The following is a 16,118-nucleotide window of genomic DNA, read 5'->3' as shown; positions in this document are numbered from 1 at the left end:
AGATCCCAGTAGCCTGGGGCGATGCTCAAGGAAGTCATCGCGACCCGCTACATCACGCCCCTGCGTGAGGGCGGCTCGCTGCCGGGACTCGTCGAGGCCGACGATCTCGGTACGTACGTCATGAAGTTCACCGGCGCCGGGCAGGGGCGCAAGACGCTCGTCGCGGAGGTCGTCTGCGGTGAACTGGCCCGTCGGCTGGGCCTGCGTGTGCCCGGCCTGGTGACGATCGGCCTTGACCCGGTCCTCGGGCTCGGCGAACCGGACCATGAGGTTCAGGGACTGCTGAAGTCGAGCGGCGGGCTGAACCTCGGGATGGACTTCCTCTCCCGGGCGATCGGCTTCGACTCCCTGGCACACCGGGTGAGCCCCGAGGAGGCCGGGCGGATCGTGTGGTTCGACGCACTGGTCAACAACGTCGACCGCTCCTGGCGGAACCCCAACATGCTGGTGTGGCACGGCGACCTGTGGCTCATCGACCACGGCGCCACGATGATCTGGCACCACAACTGGCCCGGCGCCCAGGCCTCCGCCGCCAAGCCGTACGACGCCACCGACCACGCGCTCGCGCCCTTCGGCCCGGACATCGCCTCCGCCGCCACCGAGCTGGCACCGCTGGTCACGGAGGAACTGCTCGCCGAGGTGACCGCCGGGATCCCTGACGAGTGGCTCGACGGGGAGCCCGGCTTCGACACGACGGACGCTCTGCGGCGGGCGTACGCCGAGCCGCTGCTCGCGCGCGCTGCCACCATCCATGAGCGCATCAAGGGGAACAAGTGAGCGAGCGGGACGTCTTCGAGTACGCGCTGCTGCGTGTGGTGCCGCGGGTCGAGCGCGGCGAGTGCTTCAACGCGGGCGTGCTGGTGTACTGCCGCGCCAAGTCCTTCGTCGCCGCCCACACGCATCTGGACGAGACCAAACTGCGGGCGCTGGATCCGGAGGCGGACGTGGCGGGCGTACGGGCCGCGCTGCGTGCTGTCGAGGGAGTCTGCGCCGGAGGGGAAGCGGCAGGTCAGGCGGCGCACGACGACGCCGGACGGCGCTTTCGCTGGCTGATCGCGCCCCGCTCGACGGTCGTCCAGCCGGGGCCCGTGCACACCGGGCTGACCGTGGATCCGCGGGCCGAGGCGGAGCGGCTGCTCGAGCTGCTGGTCAGGTAATGGATCACACGTGCGCGGTGTGCCGTTGACACCGGGTGTCAGGGCTTCTAGCGTCACGTCTGCTGAAGGTACTAAGCGGTTGCTCACTGGCGGGCGTACCGTGTGAGCCGCAGGGCAATTCAGGCCGCAGGGCTTTTCAAGGGCGAGGAGAACCAGCAATGTCCACCACTGAGCAGCGCGTCGCCGTAGTCACCGGTGCCGCGCGCGGCATCGGTGCCGCGACCGCCGTACGACTGGCCGCCGAGGGCCGCGCCGTCGCGGTGATCGACCTCGACGAGGCCGCGTGCAAGGACACCGTCGAGAAGATCACCGCCGCCGGTGGCAAGGCCATCGCGGTCGGCTGTGACGTCTCCGACGAGACCCAGGTCGAGGCGGCCGTCGCCCGGATCGCCGAGGAGCTCGGTGCGCCGACGATCCTGGTGAACAACGCGGGTGTCCTCCGCGACAACCTGCTGTTCAAGATGAGCACGTCCGACTGGGACACGGTCATGAACGTGCACCTGCGGGGCGCCTTCCTGATGTCGAAGGCCGTTCAGAAGCACATGGTGGACGCGAAGTTCGGCCGGATCGTCAACCTGTCCTCGTCCTCCGCCCTCGGCAACCGCGGCCAGGTCAACTACTCCGCCGCCAAGGCCGGTCTGCAGGGCTTCACCAAGACGCTCGCCTTCGAGCTCGGCAAGTTCGGCGTCACCGCGAACGCCGTGGCCCCCGGCTTCATCGTCACCGACATGACCGCCGCGACGGCCGCCCGCATCGGCATGGGCTTCGAGGAGTTCCAGGCCGCCGCCGCGACCCAGATCCCCGTACAGCGCGTCGGAAACCCGGACGACATCGCCAACGCGATCGCCTTCTTCACGGGCGAGGCGGCCGGATTCGTCTCCGGCCAGGTGCTGTACGTCGCCGGTGGACCGCTCAACTAAGGCCGGGGACACGGACATGACCACACTCCCCGAGCTCTCGGGCAAGGTAGCGCTCATCACGGGCGCGAGCCGCGGCATCGGCTACGGCGTCGCCGAGGCCCTGATCGCGCGCGGTGACCGCGTCTGCATCACCGGCCGCAACGAGGACACCCTCAAGGAGGCCGTCGAGGCACTGGGTGCCGACCGCGTCATCGGCGTCGCGGGCAAGGCCCACGACGAGGCCCACCAGGCCGTCGCCGTCGAGCGCACCATGGAGGCCTTCGGCCGAGTCGACTACCTCGTCAACAACGCCGGTACGAACCCGGTGTTCGGCCCCATCGCCGACCTCGACCTCAATGTGGCCCGCAAGGTCTTCGAGACCAACGTCGTCTCGGCGCTCGGCTTCGCCCAGCGGACCTGGCACGCCTGGCAGAAGGACAACGGCGGTGCGATCGTCAACATCGCCTCCCTCGCCGGCATCTCCGCCTCGCCGTTCATCGGCGCGTACGGCATCAGCAAGGCCGCCATGGTCAATCTGACCCTGCAACTGGCGCACGAGTTCGCACCCTTGGTGCGGGTCAACTCGATCGCGCCCGCCGTCGTCAAGACCAAGTTCGCGCAGGCCCTGTACGAGGGCCGCGAGGAGGAGGCGGCCGCGGCGTACCCGCTCGGCCGGCTCGGTGTCCCCTCGGACATCGGCGGCGCCGCCGCGTTCCTCACCTCCGAGCAGTCGGACTGGATCACCGGCCAGACGCTGGTGGTCGACGGCGGCATCTTCCTGAACGCCGGGGTGGGATGACGTGAGCGCCGGCGCGGGCCGACGGAGAGCGCCCGCGCCGACGGACCAATTGACAGAAACCGCGCCCGCGTCGAGGCATTTCGGGTGCACAGAACGATGACAACGTAGTCACATACTCGCTGATCAAGTGCCCTGCCGGGAAAGCGGTTCCGCCGGTGGGGCACTGCGGTATGGTCTGCCGACCCTTGGTACGGCAGATCGAGGAGCGAGCGCGTGTTCAACCCGAACCGGAACCGATGTCTGCGGCAGCTGGCGACGATCACGTCGATATCCCTGGTCGCCGGATGCGGTGTCCTCTCCTCGGGCTCGTCCGACGACGACGGACCGATCGTCGTGGGCACCACCAGTGCCCCGAGCACGCTGGATCCGGCGGCTTCCTGGGACGGCTCCTGGGAGCTGTTCCGCAACATTTACCAGACGCTGTTGAGCTACCCCAACGGCGCGGTCGAGCCCGGCCCCGACGCTGCCGAGTGCAAGTTCACGGACGCGGCGAACCGCACGTACAGCTGCCGCCTGCGCGATGACATGACGTTCTCCGACGGGGACAAGCTCGACGCCCAGGCCGTCAAGTACTCGATCGACCGGATCAGGAAGATCGGTGTCGAAGGCGGCCCCGCGGGGCTTCTGGGAAGCCTTGAACGGGTCCAGGTGCTGAGCGACCGTGAGGTCGTCTTCCACCTCAACAAGTCCGACGCGACCTTCCCGTTCGTCCTGGCCACGCCCGCCATGTCGATCGTCGACCCCGACGACTACCCCGCCGACGCCCTGCGCAAGGACGGCCGGGTCACCGGCTCGGGGCCCTACAGCCTCGGGTCCTACGAGGAGGGCAAGCAGGCCGAACTCGTCAGGAACGACCGCTACAAGGGCTTCGCCGACCGCAAGAACAACGCGGTCACCATCCGCTACTTCCAGGACTCGGCCCAGATGGTCGACGCCCTCCGGGACAAGGACATCGACGTCACCTACCGAGGCCTCGCCGCCTCGGACATCGTCTCCCTCCAGGGCCAGGACCCCGACGAGGGCCTCCAGCTCATCGAGGGCGCGGGCACCGAGATCAGCTACCTGGTGTTCAACCCGAAGGACCCCTGGGCCGCGAAACCGGCCGTCCGCAAGGCGGTTGCCCAGATCGTCGACCGGACGCTGATCGCGCACAAGGTCTACAAGGACACCGTCGAGCCGCTGTACTCCATGGTCCCGAAGGGGCTGACCGGCCACACCGTGGGCTTCTTCGACGACTACGGAGCCCCCAGTTCGTCCAAGGCCCGGCAGATCCTCCTGGAGGCGGGCATCAACGAGCGCGTCCCCCTCACGTTCTGGTACACGACCGACCGCTACGGCTCCGAGACCGCCCCCGAGTTCCGGGAACTCAAGAGCCAGCTGGAGGACTCCGGCCTCTTCACGGTCACCCTCAAGAGCCGCCCCTGGAAGACGTACGAAGAGGGCTACCGCAAGGGCGAGTACCCGGTGTTCGGGCGAGGCTGGTTCCCCGACTTCCCGGACGCCGAGAACTTCATCGCGCCCTTCGTGGGCGAGGACAACGCGCTCGGTACGCCTTATCCGTCGCCGCACATCACCAACAACCTGCTTCCGGAGTCGCGCCGGGAGACCGACCGCGGAGCCGTGGTCAAGGAGTTCGAGGAGGCCCAGCAGATCCTCGTGGACGACGCCCGGCTGCTGCCCCTGTGGCAGGGCAAGCAGTACGTGGCCGCGAGTGAGGACATCTCGGGTGGCGAGGTCGCCCTGGACCCGTCGACGATCATGACGATGTGGGCGCTGTACCGGAAGACAAGCTGGTAGCGCGGGCCTTGGGACCTGATTGTCAGTGGGCGGCGGTAGGTTCTGTGGTCTGGAAGTGACCGCACATCGGAGGAAGTTGACGTGACCGATATCGCCATGCTGCCCGAGTCCTGGCGCGACGTCCTGGGCGAGGAGCTGCAGCAGCCCTACTTCAAGGAACTCACCGAGTTCGTCGAGGAGGAGCGCGCGAAGGGCCCGGTCTACCCTCCGCGGGACGAGGTCTTCGCCGCGCTCGACGCGACGCCGTACGAGCGGGTGAAGGTGCTGGTCCTCGGTCAGGACCCCTACCACGGCGAGGGCCAGGGGCACGGTCTGTGCTTCTCCGTCCGCCCGGGTGTGAAGACCCCGCCCTCACTCCGCAACATCTACAAGGAGATGAAGGAGGAGCTGGGCACCCCGATCCCGGACAACGGCTATCTGATGCCGTGGGCCGAGCAGGGAGTGCTGCTGCTCAATGCGGTGCTGACGGTGCGCGCCGGTGAGGCCAACTCGCACAAGGGCAAGGGCTGGGAGAAGTTCACGGACGCGGTCATCCGGGCCGTCGCGGACCGGCCCGACCCGGCCGTCTTCGTCCTGTGGGGCAACTACGCCCAGAAGAAGCTGCCGCTGATCGACGAGGAGCGGCACGTGGTGGTGAAGGGGGCGCACCCCTCGCCGCTGTCCGCCAAGAAGTTCTTCGGTTCGCGACCGTTCACCCAGATCGACGAGGCGGTCGCGCGGCAGGGCCACGAGGCGATCGACTGGCGGATTCCGGACCTGGGCTGACATTCGGGCCGCCGGGCCGGGCGGGGCTCCTGAGAGCGTGCCCGGCCGGGCCGTCACCGGCCTGGCCCAGCGGTGCACGGAGGCGCCTGAGCGTGATTGTCAGTGGCTGCCGTTAGCGTCGTTGGCGTCGTGATGATCAGTGACGAGCCTGTGGAGGACGCGGTGGCGGAGCAACAGGAGCAGGCAGCGCCGGACGCCATGATGACCCGGATCGGGCAGGTCATCATGTTGCACCACGGCGGTGACCGCGAGGAGGCTCGGAGCCGCTTCCTGGACCTGTGGGCGGAGATCGGCGAGGACGGCGACCCCCTGCACCGCTGCACGCTGGCGCACTACATGGCGGACACGCAGGACGATCCCTCGGACGAACTCGCATGGGACCTGCGGGCGTTGTCGGCGGCGGAAGAGCTCACCGACGGGAGGATCGCCGAGCACCACGAGTCGCTCGCGGTGCGCGCGTTCTACCCGTCGCTGCATCTGAATCTCGCCGCCGACTATGTGAAGCTCGGCCGCACCGAGGCCGCCCGCACGCATCTGCGCCGGGCACGCGGTGCGGTCGGCGCCCTCGGGGACGACCCCTACGGGGACGGTGTCCGGGCGGCGATCGGCCGTCTGGAGCTGCGGCTCGACGGGGACGGGACTTCGGGGTCGGGCGAGGGGCCCGGGTCACTGGGCGGTCCTGGTTCCTCCGGCGGGCCCGGAGGGGAGACGCTGGGACCGCCGAGACGGCGGCCCTGACCGTGGATTACGCGTACCTGATCGTTTCGGAATGAGTACATGGCGTCATCCGAGGGCGCCCCGCCCACGCCGCGCGCTCGCCGCTACGGCTGTGAAAATCGCAGTCCGATTGTCGGGCCGCGGTGATAGAGAGTCGGTGTGACAACGACCCTTGAGTTCCCCGTTCTGCTGCGACTGATCGACGAACGGTCGAGCGCCTTCCGCGCCGCGGTCGCCTCCGCGCGCAGCCTCGACGTGCAGGTGCCGACCTGCCCGGAGTGGACGCTGTTCGATCTGGCGCAGCACATCGGCGAGGGGCGCCGCGCCTGGGCCGCCACCGTCGCCGCAGGGCCTGCTCCGGCCAAGTCCGTACCAGAGGGCGCCCCGGCTGCGCCTCGGGAGCGCGAGGCCGTGCCGGCCTGGTTGGCCGCGTCGACGCAGGAGTTGCTGGACGCACTGCGGGAGGCCGGCCCGGATCGCGGTTGCTGGACGTGGTGGGGTGCGTCCCAGTCGCCGCAGACCTGTGGCGCCGTCGCCCGGCACCAGCTCCAGCAGCTCGCCGTGCACACCTACGACGCCCAGGTCACTGTGGGTGCCCCGGAGGCGCTGCCGGGTGAGGTGGCACTCGACGGTGTCGAGGAGTTCCTGTTCACCTGCGTCGCAACGACGAGTGCCTGGCCGCACAAGCCCACTGCCTTAGACTTCCACGCCACCGAGGGCCACTCCTGGCGCCTCACGGTCGACGGCGACGGCGCACGCTCCACCCGTATCCCCGCGCCCGACACGACCCCCGTCCCCGCTGCCGACGAGGGCCCGGACGCGGCCGGCGTCTCCGTTCGCGGCACGGCCAGTGAGCTGGTCCTCTTCGTGTACGACCGCATCCCGGCGGACTCCCTGCAGATGGAGGGAGACGCAGGTCTGTTCGACCTGCTCCGCGCGTGGGAGCCGGAGGAGTAGGACGGGACGATGTGCCACGCCCTCCGCCCGGTCGGGCGCTTCGCGGTAGGCGCCGCGTCCGTCAACGGCCGTACGTCCCCTCGCAGATGACCGCCTGCGGACTGTCCTTCTCCCAGCCCCCGTACTTCCTGCCGAGGGCACACACGTCCGCGTTCGTCGGGACATCCGGGACAACGGGTGGGACGGCGATGCGTGGACCGGGGTGCGGTGGCTCGGGACGCGGTGCGGTGCGGGGGTGGCCGGGAGTGGCCGGTGGGTCCTCGGCGGGTGACGGAGGTGTCGCCCGGCGCGGTGCGGGCGTGCTGGGCGGGGGCCTGCGGGACGGGCCGATGAGCTCCAGCGCCTCCCGCGCCGGTGCCTGCACGATCTGCGGCTCGGCCTCGCCGTCCGGACGCGGCACGGCAGGCCCCAACGGTGCGGACGGTGCGGGCGGCAGGCCGGAAGAGGGCGGTCGCTGGACGGTCACACAGCCGGAGAGGGCGGTTACAGCCACGGTGACCAGGAGTGTCGCGGTCGTCGTTGATCGATGCACCCGCGCAACTCTGCTGTGTCCGGCTCTCTTTGGGGGAGCGGACAAGCGGAGGATGCCCCGCACGGGTGATCCTTCCGCCCCTCCGGAGGGTGCCGGCGTCCCTGAGGTGACCCGGACGCCCCGAGGCGCCCGACGCGACAGCCGTATGCTTCCCGACGAGGTCAAAAACCCGGAACGTACCCCACAACCCGCAACGCCCCCCTTGAGGAGACCCCCGTGAAGGTCGGCTGTATCGGACTCGGTGACATCGCGCAGAAGGCGTATCTGCCGGTGCTGAGTGTGCAGCCGGGGGTCGAGCTGCATGTGCAGACGCGCACGCCCGCGACGCTCGCCCGGGTCGCCGACAGCCTCCATCTGCCGCAGGGGCAGCGTCACGGCGACCTGGCGGAGCTGCTGGCCCAGGATCTCGACGCGGCGTTCGTGCACGCGGCCACCGTGGCGCACCCCGAGATCGTCACGCGCCTGCTCGAGGCGGGCGTACCGACGTACGTCGACAAGCCGCTCGCGTACGAACTCGCCGATTCGGAACGGCTGGTGCGGCTCGCGGAGGAGCGCAATGTCAGTCTGGCGGTGGGCTTCAACCGGCGTTACGCGCCCGGGTACGCGCAGTGCGCCGACCATCCGCGGGAGCTGATCCTGATGCAGAAGAACCGCATCGGGCTGCCCGAGGAGACTCGGGTGATGGTCCTCGACGACTTCATCCACGTCGTCGACACGCTGCGGTTCCTGGCGCCGGGGCCGATCGACGACGTGAGCGTGCGGGCGCGTGTCGAGGGCGGTCTGCTGCACCACGTCGTGCTGCAGCTCGCCGGGGACGGCTTCACCGCGCTCGGCGTGATGAACCGGCTGAGCGGTTCGGCGGAGGAGATCCTCGAGGTCTCGGGCCAGGACACCAAGCGGCAGGTGCTCAACCTCGCCGAGGTGATCGACCACAAGGGTCAGCCCACCGTGCGGCGGCGCGGGGACTGGGTACCGGTGGCCAGGCAGCGCGGTATCGAGCAGGTGACGCTCGCCTTCCTCGACGCGGTGCGCGCGGGCAAGGTGCTCAGTGCCCGGGACGCACTGGCGACTCATGAGCTGTGCGAGCAGGTGGTACGTGCGGTGGAGGAGCAGGCCGCCGCAGCCTGAACGCGCGTGTACCCTCCGCCGCGCCCAGGATCGCCAGCACCAGCAGGGCCGCGTGGACCGGCCAGTCGCCGAACCGGACGTACGGCGTGACACCCCGTGCCAGCGGCACCTCGTACACCATCGTCGTACTGGCGTCCGTGCCGAGCCAGGAGCCGACGCGTTCGCCGCTCGGGCCGTAGACGGCGGAGACGCCGGTCAGCGTCGCGTGCACCATCGAGCGGCCGGTCTCGGCGGCCCGCAGTGCGGCGAGTGACGCGTGCTGCTCCGGCGCCCAGCTCTGCTGGAAGCTCGACGTCGACGACTGCGCGAGGAGCACCTCGGCGCCGTCCTGGGCGAGATGGCGGCTCATGTCGGGGAACGCCGACTCGAAGCAGACCATCGGGCCCACCCGCAGCCCCTTCCCGACGTTCATCACCACCTGCTCGGTGCCCTGCCTGCGGTCCTCGCCGGCTGCCTTGCCCACCGAGGTCGCCCAGCCGAGGACGCTGCGCGCGGGAACGTACTCCCCGAAGGGGACCAGCCGCATCTTGTCGTAACGGTCGCCGGTCGGGCCCTCGGGTCCCACCAGGACCGAGCTCTTGTAGATGCCGGGCTGGTCGGAGCGGCGCGCGTCGACGTTCACCAGGAGGTCGGCGCCCGTGAGCCGTGACAGTGCGGCGATCCGGTTCGCCAGGTCGGGCCGGTCGGCGAGGTCGAAGCCGACGCTGCTCTCGCCCCAGACGATCAGGTCGACGTCCTGACCGGCGAGTGTGCGGGTGAGCGCCTCCTCGCGTGCGAAACGCTGGTCGGCGCCGTCGATGACGCCGGGCTGTACGACGGCGATGCGGACCCGGCCGTCCACGTCGGGGCGCGGCGACCACACCCAGGCCGCCGAGGTGGCGGCGGCCGTGGCTACCAGGCCGGCCACGGCGGGTATGCGGGCCTGGCGTACGGAAACGAGTACGGCGACGGCGACGTTGACCGTCACCACCAGGAAGCTGAGCAGCCACACTCCGCCGACCGAGGCGAGCCGCAGCGCGGGGTCCACCTGCCACTGGCTCGACCCGAGCAGGCCCCACGGGCCGCCCAACCCCTGCCAGGACCGGACGAGTTCGACCATCAGCCAGCCGGACGGCAGCACCACGAGTGCGGCCGCGATCTGCCCCGGTGAGGGCACGCCGCTGAGGAACCGGCGTACCAGCCAGCCCCAAGGGGCCCACAGCGCGCCGAGCAACGCGGCTATGACCAGCGTGAACACATGCAGGCTCGGCAGCAGCCAGTGGTGTACCGCCAGCATGAAGCCGAGCCCGCCGAGCCAGCCGTCGTACGCGGCTCGTCTCGCCGTCGGGGCCGAGCGGGCCAGCAGGATCCAGGGCACGAGTGCGACGTAGGCGAACCACCAAAGGGAGGGGGCGGGAAAGGCGAACACGGGCAGCGCGCCTGCCAGGGCGGCGACGACGTTGCGGCGCCAGGGGGAGACGAGCCAGCGCTCGCGCCTGTTCATCCTGAGCCTCCCTCCCCGGTGCGTGCCTCCAGTGTGCGCGCCGGGGACGATCTCCGACAGGGGGTATCGGATCGCTGTCGGATCAGGGAAGGCGACTGTCTCGGTCAGGGAGCTCGGGCCGGGCTCAGGACCCTCAGGTGGCTGCGGGCTCCCGACGTGTGTGGGGGGTGCGGCGCCACTTCTCCTGGACGATCACCTCGCGCAGCCGCCAGCCGTCGTACGTACGCACAAGCCCGAAGGCGTATCGGCCGCCACACACGAAGTCGGGCGCGGTGGAACCGTCGTCGTGTCCCGCGAACCTCATCGGATTGATGTAGTCCGCCTGGATCCGGGCGGTGTCGCCGGTGTCCTGATCCAGCTGCCCGAACCGAACGCGCCTGTTGACGATCAGATGCTGGCGCATGGGGAAGAGCTCCATGCTCTGGGAAAGCCATCCCGCGACTTGCCCGGCGTCCCCCTCGATGCCACCGGCCGAGCGGTAGTCCGCCCGTCCGTCCGGCGCGAAAAGCCCCCGGTACGCCTCCCAGTCTCCGTCGTCCACGGCCACCGCGTACTCGGTGACGAGTCCGTCCACGGCGAACCGGTCCATCACGGTCGCGAGCTCCACACGCTGCGTCATTGGATCAGTCTTGGTCACGGGGCCTTCCACGCCAAGGGGCTAAGCGGTGATATTCAGTAGCCGTCCGGCTCCGTCGGGTCGCCACTGCTCCCCGTGGACGATCAATCCCACGCAGGAGGGCCCAAGTTGCCCGCGGCACCACCACCGGGACGAGTACGCCGGTCGGCCGTCAACTTCGTCGCAGGTCACGATGGTGTCTGTTCGTCAAGGGCGTCGGCCGCCCACGTGGTCGCTTGGGGCAGGAACCTGTTCTCGGCCGCGTATGCCGCCATGCGGGCGTTCCGTTCCTGGGCCTCGGGTCCGTCGGGCAGGTGGAACTCCTCGCCCGCCCGTGCGGAACGGGCCTGCATGCCGGTGGCGGTCGCCAGGCGCCGGCGCACGTATCGGTCGAGCGCGGCGGGTACCTCGGCCGGTGTCGCATCCGCGAGGGTGTCGCCGAGTACGGCCGCGTCCATGATCGCCTGTGCCGCGCCCTGGGCCTGGAACGGCACCATCGCGTGGGCGCTGTCGCCCAGCAGGGTCACCCGCCCGATGTTCCAACGCGGAAGCGGGGCACGCGTGTAGATGCCGTAGCGGAACACCTGTCCGGCGCGTTCAAGGACGTTGAGCACCCGCGGGTCCCAACCGTCGAACTCGCGCAGCTGCTCTCCCGGCTCCGCCCGGGCGGTCCAGGACTCCTGAGCCGCCTCTGTCCCGCACACGGCCACGACGTTGAGCAGTTTGCCGCGACGCACCCGGTAGTGGACGAAGTGCCGTCCCGGACCGAGCCAGAGGGCGAGGTCCGGCAGGCCGAGATCGGCCACCTCGTTCGACGGGAGCAGCGCCCGGTAGGCGGCGGTTTTCGAGAAGACCGCCTCGTCCGCGCCGAAGAGCCACTGGCGGGCCGCGGACCGGATCCCGTCGGCGGCCACGACCAGGTCCGCACCGAGGCGTTCGCCGTTCGCCGTGGTCACGCAGGCGGACTCGTCGTCCTGGTCGATTCCCACGACAACGGTGTTCAGGCGCACCGACGGGGTCGGCACCGCGGCGGCCAGCGCCTGGTGCAGATCGGCCCGGTGGAGTACCAGATAGGGCGCCCCGAACTCGTCCTCGGCCTCGCGTCCCAGCAGGTACCGGCAGATCTCGGTCCCGTCGGACCAGGTGCGGAAGCTCACGTGGGAGGGGCGGACCGCCTGCGCGGCGACCACATCGAGCAGGTCCAGCCGGTGCAGCACGCGCGTGGCGTTGGGCGCGAGCTGGATCCCGGCGCCGATGTCGGTGAACCGCGCTGTCTGCTCGATCAGCGTGACCTCGTGGCCGGCGCGGCGCAGGCTCAGCGTCGCCGTCAGTCCACCGATGCCCGCCCCCACGACGATCGCTCTCATGCCACGACCTCACACACTCGCGCGCCCCCGCCCTGACCGGCGACCTGGTCGAACACGAGGGCATCCGTCGGCCCCGGCACGGGTGTGCAGTCGTCGAAGTCGTGCAGGCCGTCCCCCGTACGCCTCGACGCGGGCCTGTCGGTGCGGTCGAAGAGCAGCGCGCCCCAGTACTCGACCGTCAGCTCGGGCAGGGTATCGAACAGAACTCGCCCGTTGTACGGGGCATTTCGGCGAATGTCGTGCACGCGGGCCGCCCGCTGGTCCGCGTGCACACATGAAGTGGCGCAAAGACGTCGGCGGTTGATTCCGTACCCGCGGAGTCGCCGGCCACGCCCACCTCGTGCGAGCGAGGGAACTCGACCGTGCGGCGGCCCTGTTGCCCGAGGAACGGCCGTACGCCCTCGACGAGAACGTGCTCGCGCGTCTGCGATCGTGGAGCGATCCGTTCGCGCTGCGAGGAGGCACTTATGGCACGTTCTGTCACGGTGGTCACGGGCGGCGGTCGGGGGATCGGTGCCGCGACCTGTACGCGCCTCGCGGCGGACGGGCACGACATCGCGTTGGGATACGTCAGTGACGGTGCCGCGGCTGAATGGACCGCCACCGCCGTCCGGGGGGCCGGGGCGCGCTGCGTCACGGTCCGTATGGACACCTCCGACGAGGCCGACGTGGAGCGGTTGTTCGACACGGCGGCGGACCGGCTGGGGCCGGTGACGGGGCTGGTGAACAACGCCGGGGTGACCGGCCCGCTCGGCAGGCTGGCGGATGCCGACCCCGCCGATCTGCGGCGGGTGGTGGAGGTCAACCTCCTGGGCACGCTGCTGTGTTCGCGCCGGGCGGCACGTTCGATGGCGGCCTGGGGGAGCGGTGTCATCGTGAACGTCTCGTCGGCGGCCGCCACGCTCGGCAGCCCCGGGGAGTTCGTCCACTACGCGGCCAGCAAGGCGGCTGTCGACGCCCTGACCATCGGCCTCGCCAAGGAACTCGGCCCCGACGGCATTCGCGTCAACGCGGTCGCGCCGGGAATGATCGACACCGAGATGCACGCGACGATGGGCGACCCGGGCCGTGCAGAGCGCGCCGCGCCGGCCATTCCGCTCCGCAGGGTCGGCCAGGCCGAGGAAGTCGCCGCCGCCATCGCCTGGTTGATGTCACCCGACGCCTCTTACACGACGGGGGCGGTGCTGCGGGTTGCCGGAGGGCGGTGAGGGCCGGGGGCGTTCCGGCTCGGCGGTTCGAGCGGCGCTGGATCGCGGCCACATTGCAGGTGTAGTGCCACTGGATCGCCGTCACACCGGAGTTGTAGTGACACTGGATCGGTCCGCAGCTGTAGTGCCGCTGGATCGTCGCCGCGCGGACGTGGACGGCCCGGGTCGAGCAACTCCCTGGTGGGGCCCGGCCTGGGTGGCACGCTCAGTCCGGCGACGTCATGCCGCCTCGATGACCTCGCCGCGTATCGCCTTGGCCCACTCGACGACCAACAGCTCGTACTCCGCTCGCTCCTGTGCCGAGAGGGAGCCGCCCGCGCGCATCCACAGCGCGCGAATCTGTTCGTTCACCGCGGCGGCAGACCGCACGGAACCAGAGGGCATTAAATCGGGGGACATGGGTGCAAGCCTAAGGGCATGGACTGACAGTGCGCTACCAGACGGCTACTCAGGCCGTATGTGGTTGGTCACGATCGCCGTGGTCAACGTTGCTCGGCCCATCTGCGGGACCAGTCGAGCAGGGGACCCATCGCGGTCACCAAGTCGTCGCCGAGCGGGGTGAGATGCCAGGAGGAGTGGGCCGTCGACGTGGCGATACCCGCCTCGCGGAGTTCTGTGAGGCGGGTGGACAGGACGCTGGAGGACATGTCGTCGCAGCGGCGCTGGAGGTCGCGGAAGCCGATCGGGGCGCCGCCGCGGTGGAGTTCCCAGATGACGCGCAGAGTCCAGCGCCGCCCGAGCAGGTCCAACGCCGCCATGACGGGGCGGCCGCTCGTCGAGCCGCGCACCGGGCGGCCGGGCGCCGGGGTGTCGACTGGCGGGAAGTCGGGTGCCGGGGCGCCGGCGGCGGAGTGGTGCGGTGGTTCAGGTGGCGTGGTCAAGTGGGTGCCTCTCGCGGAGAGTTGCTCACTTCCCACCCTTGCGCTTCGATTTCAGAAGCGCAAGGGTGCTGGGCATGAAGCAGCGCATCGACGGCGTCACGCCGCCCTACGAGCCCGAGACCGACCGCGCGTTGCACAGGTGGATGCCGCCCGGTGTCACCCGTGAACCCCTGATGCTCTTCAAGGTCCTGGAACGCCACCCCGAACTGGCCTCACGCATGAGGGCGTTGGGCGCGGGACTCCTCGTCCACGGCAGGCTCGGCGACGCCGACCGCGAACTCGTGATCGCCCGCGTCACCGCCCGCTCCGGATGCGCGTACGAGTGGGGCGTCCACATGGCGGCGTACGCCGAAGCGGCCGGACTCGACGAGGAGCAGGTCCCCCTCACCGCGACCGGCGAAGCCGACGACCCGGCGTGGTCCGCCCGGCAGACTGCCCTGCTGCGGGCGGTGGACGAACTCCACGCCACCTCGCAGGTGAGCGACGCGGCGTGGAGCGGGCTGCGGGAGCACCTCGACGAACCCGAAGTCCTGGAGCTGCTGGTCCTCGCGGGCTGGTACCGGACGATCGCTTACGTCGCGAACGGAGTTCGGATTGAGGAGGAACCCTGGGCGCTCGCCCTGCCGGGGAGTTGAGCCGACGGCACTGCCGACTCCGCGGTGGCGTGCCGGAGTTGGGTCGTCGGGCCGCCGACTCGGTGTCGGCACGCACGAACCGAGGCCGCCGGTCCGCTCTCCGGCGGCCGGGCTTGAGGCCTGACCTTCCGGTTCCGTGGTCGCCTGCCGGAGCCGGAGCCGGAGCCGGAGCCGGAGCCCTCAGCCCGCCGACTCCGCCGCGTGCGGGCTGAGCGCGCCCGTCGTCACCAGCACGATGATGAGGATGCCGAGCGCGATGCGGTAGTAGACGAACGGCATGAAGCTCTTGTGTGAGATGAACTTCATGAACCAGGCGATGACGGCGTACCCGACCGCGAACGCGATGACCGTCGCGAAAGCCGTCGGGCCCCAGTCGACATGGCCCCCCTCGCTGGCGTCCTTGAGCTCGAAGAGCCCGGAGGCGAGTACGGCGGGCATGGCGAGGAGGAAGGAGTAACGGGCCGCCGCTTCACGGGTGTAGCCCATGAACAGGCCGCCGCTGATGGTCGCGCCGGACCGGGAGACGCCCGGGACCAGGGCCATCGCCTGGCAGAGGCCGTAGAGCAGGCCGTCCTTGGTGTTCAGGTCCTGAAGTGTCTTGCGCTCCCTGGCGGCCCGGTGCTTCCCGCCCGTCTCGTCGCGGGCCGCGAGCCGGTCGGCGATGCCGATGACGACGCCCATCACGATCAGCATCGTCGCGGTGATCCGCAGATCACGGAACGGCCCCTCGATCTGGTCCTTGAGCGTCACCCCGAGCACGCCGATCGGAATCGAGCCGACGATCACCAGCCAGCCCATCTGCGCGTCGTGATCGCTGCGCATCGCCTTGTTCACGAGTGAGCGTGACCACGCCGAGATGATCCGCGCGACATCCTTGCGGAAGTAGATCAGTACCGCGGCCTCGGTGCCGAGCTGGGTGATCGCGGTGAAGGCCGCGCCCGGGTCGTCCCAGCGCGCGAACGCCGCTGTCAGCCGCAGATGCGCGCTGGAGGACACGGGAAGGAACTCGGTGAGCCCCTGGACGAGTCCGAGGATGAGGGATTCAAACCAAGACATGAAGTTACGTGGTCCCAGTACTGATCGTGGAGGGGGCGCAGGGCATACCGTGCCGCTGATCGCGGTGATCACGGGTGGTGTTCAGGGCAGCGTAGCGTCCCCGTCCGACAGCCCCGGCACA

Annotated in this window: 19 protein-coding genes; 11 read left to right on the top strand and 8 right to left on the bottom strand. The window is 70.1% G+C overall.

Translation table 11 applies throughout. The features are described from left to right. The first annotated feature begins 21 nt into the window (after window positions 1-21). The 8 genes from OG219_RS08350 (at window position 22) to OG219_RS08315 (ending at window position 7,091) form a co-directional block, all read left to right on the top strand. A complete protein-coding gene (locus OG219_RS08350) occupies window positions 22-777 on the top strand; it encodes a HipA family kinase (RefSeq protein ID WP_266824450.1) in 756 nt (251 codons plus the stop codon). Next, the gene (locus OG219_RS08345) at window positions 774-1,157 is read left to right on the top strand and encodes a DUF3037 domain-containing protein (RefSeq protein WP_266824448.1); all 384 of its coding nucleotides are present in this window, start codon (window positions 774-776) and stop codon (window positions 1,155-1,157) included. The genes OG219_RS08350 and OG219_RS08345 overlap by 4 nt, the downstream gene beginning before the upstream one ends. A gap of 158 nt (window positions 1,158-1,315) precedes the next feature. Further along, window positions 1,316-2,077, top strand: coding sequence for a 3-oxoacyl-ACP reductase FabG (fabG, locus tag OG219_RS08340; RefSeq protein WP_266824446.1), 762 nt, complete (start codon window positions 1,316-1,318; stop codon window positions 2,075-2,077). 16 nt (window positions 2,078-2,093) lie between these two features. Then, window positions 2,094-2,855, top strand: a complete 762-nt coding sequence (locus OG219_RS08335; RefSeq protein WP_266824444.1) for an SDR family oxidoreductase — start codon at window positions 2,094-2,096, stop codon at window positions 2,853-2,855. 213 nt (window positions 2,856-3,068) lie between these two features. Then, window positions 3,069-4,652, top strand: a complete 1,584-nt coding sequence (locus OG219_RS08330) for an ABC transporter substrate-binding protein (RefSeq protein ID WP_266824442.1) — start codon at window positions 3,069-3,071, stop codon at window positions 4,650-4,652. Between the two features lie 81 nt (window positions 4,653-4,733). Further along, window positions 4,734-5,417: a uracil-DNA glycosylase gene (ung, locus tag OG219_RS08325; protein ID WP_266824440.1), complete on the top strand. Its 684-nt coding sequence runs from the start codon at window positions 4,734-4,736 to the stop codon at window positions 5,415-5,417. Between the two features lie 162 nt (window positions 5,418-5,579). Further along, entirely contained in the window at window positions 5,580-6,155 is a 576-nt protein-coding gene (locus OG219_RS08320) for a hypothetical protein (protein WP_266836037.1), read from the top strand. 138 nt (window positions 6,156-6,293) lie between these two features. Then, the gene (locus tag OG219_RS08315; RefSeq protein WP_266824438.1) at window positions 6,294-7,091 is read left to right on the top strand and encodes a maleylpyruvate isomerase N-terminal domain-containing protein; all 798 of its coding nucleotides are present in this window, start codon (window positions 6,294-6,296) and stop codon (window positions 7,089-7,091) included. Window positions 7,092-7,152: 61 nt separating this feature from the next. Here OG219_RS08315 and OG219_RS08310 read toward each other — a convergent pair whose 3' ends face one another. Continuing rightward, window positions 7,153-7,623: a hypothetical protein gene (locus tag OG219_RS08310; protein ID WP_266824436.1), complete on the bottom strand. Its 471-nt coding sequence runs from the start codon at window positions 7,621-7,623 to the stop codon at window positions 7,153-7,155. 216 nt (window positions 7,624-7,839) lie between these two features. Here OG219_RS08310 and OG219_RS08305 point away from each other — a divergent pair, with 216 nt between their 5' ends. Further along, window positions 7,840-8,751 (top strand): Gfo/Idh/MocA family protein, encoded by a 912-nt coding sequence (locus OG219_RS08305; RefSeq protein ID WP_266824434.1) that lies wholly within the window; start codon window positions 7,840-7,842, stop codon window positions 8,749-8,751. Here OG219_RS08305 and lnt read toward each other — a convergent pair. The 4 genes from lnt to OG219_RS08285 form a co-directional block, all read right to left on the bottom strand. Then, window positions 8,669-10,234 (bottom strand): apolipoprotein N-acyltransferase, encoded by a 1,566-nt coding sequence (gene lnt, locus OG219_RS08300; RefSeq protein WP_266824432.1) that lies wholly within the window; start codon window positions 10,232-10,234, stop codon window positions 8,669-8,671. The genes OG219_RS08305 and lnt overlap by 83 nt on opposite strands. A 133-nt stretch (window positions 10,235-10,367) precedes the next feature. Further along, window positions 10,368-10,853 carry a nuclear transport factor 2 family protein gene (locus tag OG219_RS08295; RefSeq protein ID WP_266824430.1) on the bottom strand — a complete coding sequence of 162 codons (486 nt, stop codon included), beginning with the start codon at window positions 10,851-10,853 and terminating at the stop codon, window positions 10,368-10,370. 185 nt (window positions 10,854-11,038) lie between these two features. Beyond that, window positions 11,039-12,217 (bottom strand): FAD-dependent monooxygenase, encoded by a 1,179-nt coding sequence (locus OG219_RS08290; RefSeq protein WP_266824428.1) that lies wholly within the window; start codon window positions 12,215-12,217, stop codon window positions 11,039-11,041. Then, the gene (locus tag OG219_RS08285; RefSeq protein ID WP_266824426.1) at window positions 12,214-12,489 is read right to left on the bottom strand and encodes a hypothetical protein; all 276 of its coding nucleotides are present in this window, start codon (window positions 12,487-12,489) and stop codon (window positions 12,214-12,216) included. Before OG219_RS08285 ends, OG219_RS08290 begins: the two co-directional genes overlap by 4 nt. A gap of 195 nt (window positions 12,490-12,684) precedes the next feature. Between OG219_RS08285 and OG219_RS08280 the strand changes: the two genes are divergently transcribed. Beyond that, a complete protein-coding gene (locus tag OG219_RS08280) occupies window positions 12,685-13,425 on the top strand; it encodes an SDR family NAD(P)-dependent oxidoreductase (RefSeq protein ID WP_266824424.1) in 741 nt (246 codons plus the stop codon). A gap of 219 nt (window positions 13,426-13,644) precedes the next feature. Here the strand turns inward: OG219_RS08280 and OG219_RS08275 are convergent, their stop codons facing one another. Then, window positions 13,645-13,824, bottom strand: a complete 180-nt coding sequence (locus OG219_RS08275; RefSeq protein WP_266468103.1) for a hypothetical protein — start codon at window positions 13,822-13,824, stop codon at window positions 13,645-13,647. Between the two features lie 83 nt (window positions 13,825-13,907). After that, window positions 13,908-14,183, bottom strand: a complete 276-nt coding sequence (locus tag OG219_RS08270) for a helix-turn-helix domain-containing protein (RefSeq protein ID WP_266836036.1) — start codon at window positions 14,181-14,183, stop codon at window positions 13,908-13,910. 197 nt (window positions 14,184-14,380) lie between these two features. Between OG219_RS08270 and OG219_RS08265 the strand changes: the two genes are divergently transcribed. Then, window positions 14,381-14,941 (top strand): carboxymuconolactone decarboxylase family protein, encoded by a 561-nt coding sequence (locus OG219_RS08265; protein ID WP_266824421.1) that lies wholly within the window; start codon window positions 14,381-14,383, stop codon window positions 14,939-14,941. 180 nt (window positions 14,942-15,121) lie between these two features. On the opposite strand, the gene OG219_RS08260 is transcribed toward OG219_RS08265, so the two are convergent. After that, a complete protein-coding gene (locus tag OG219_RS08260) occupies window positions 15,122-15,997 on the bottom strand; it encodes an undecaprenyl-diphosphate phosphatase (RefSeq protein ID WP_266824418.1) in 876 nt (291 codons plus the stop codon). Window positions 15,998-16,118: the final 121 nt, after the last annotated feature.

It is taken from the genome of Streptomyces sp. NBC_00038 (assembly GCF_026343635.1).
GTDB lineage: Bacteria > Actinomycetota > Actinomycetes > Streptomycetales > Streptomycetaceae > Streptomyces.
This window is presented reverse-complemented; position numbering and strand designations above follow the sequence as displayed.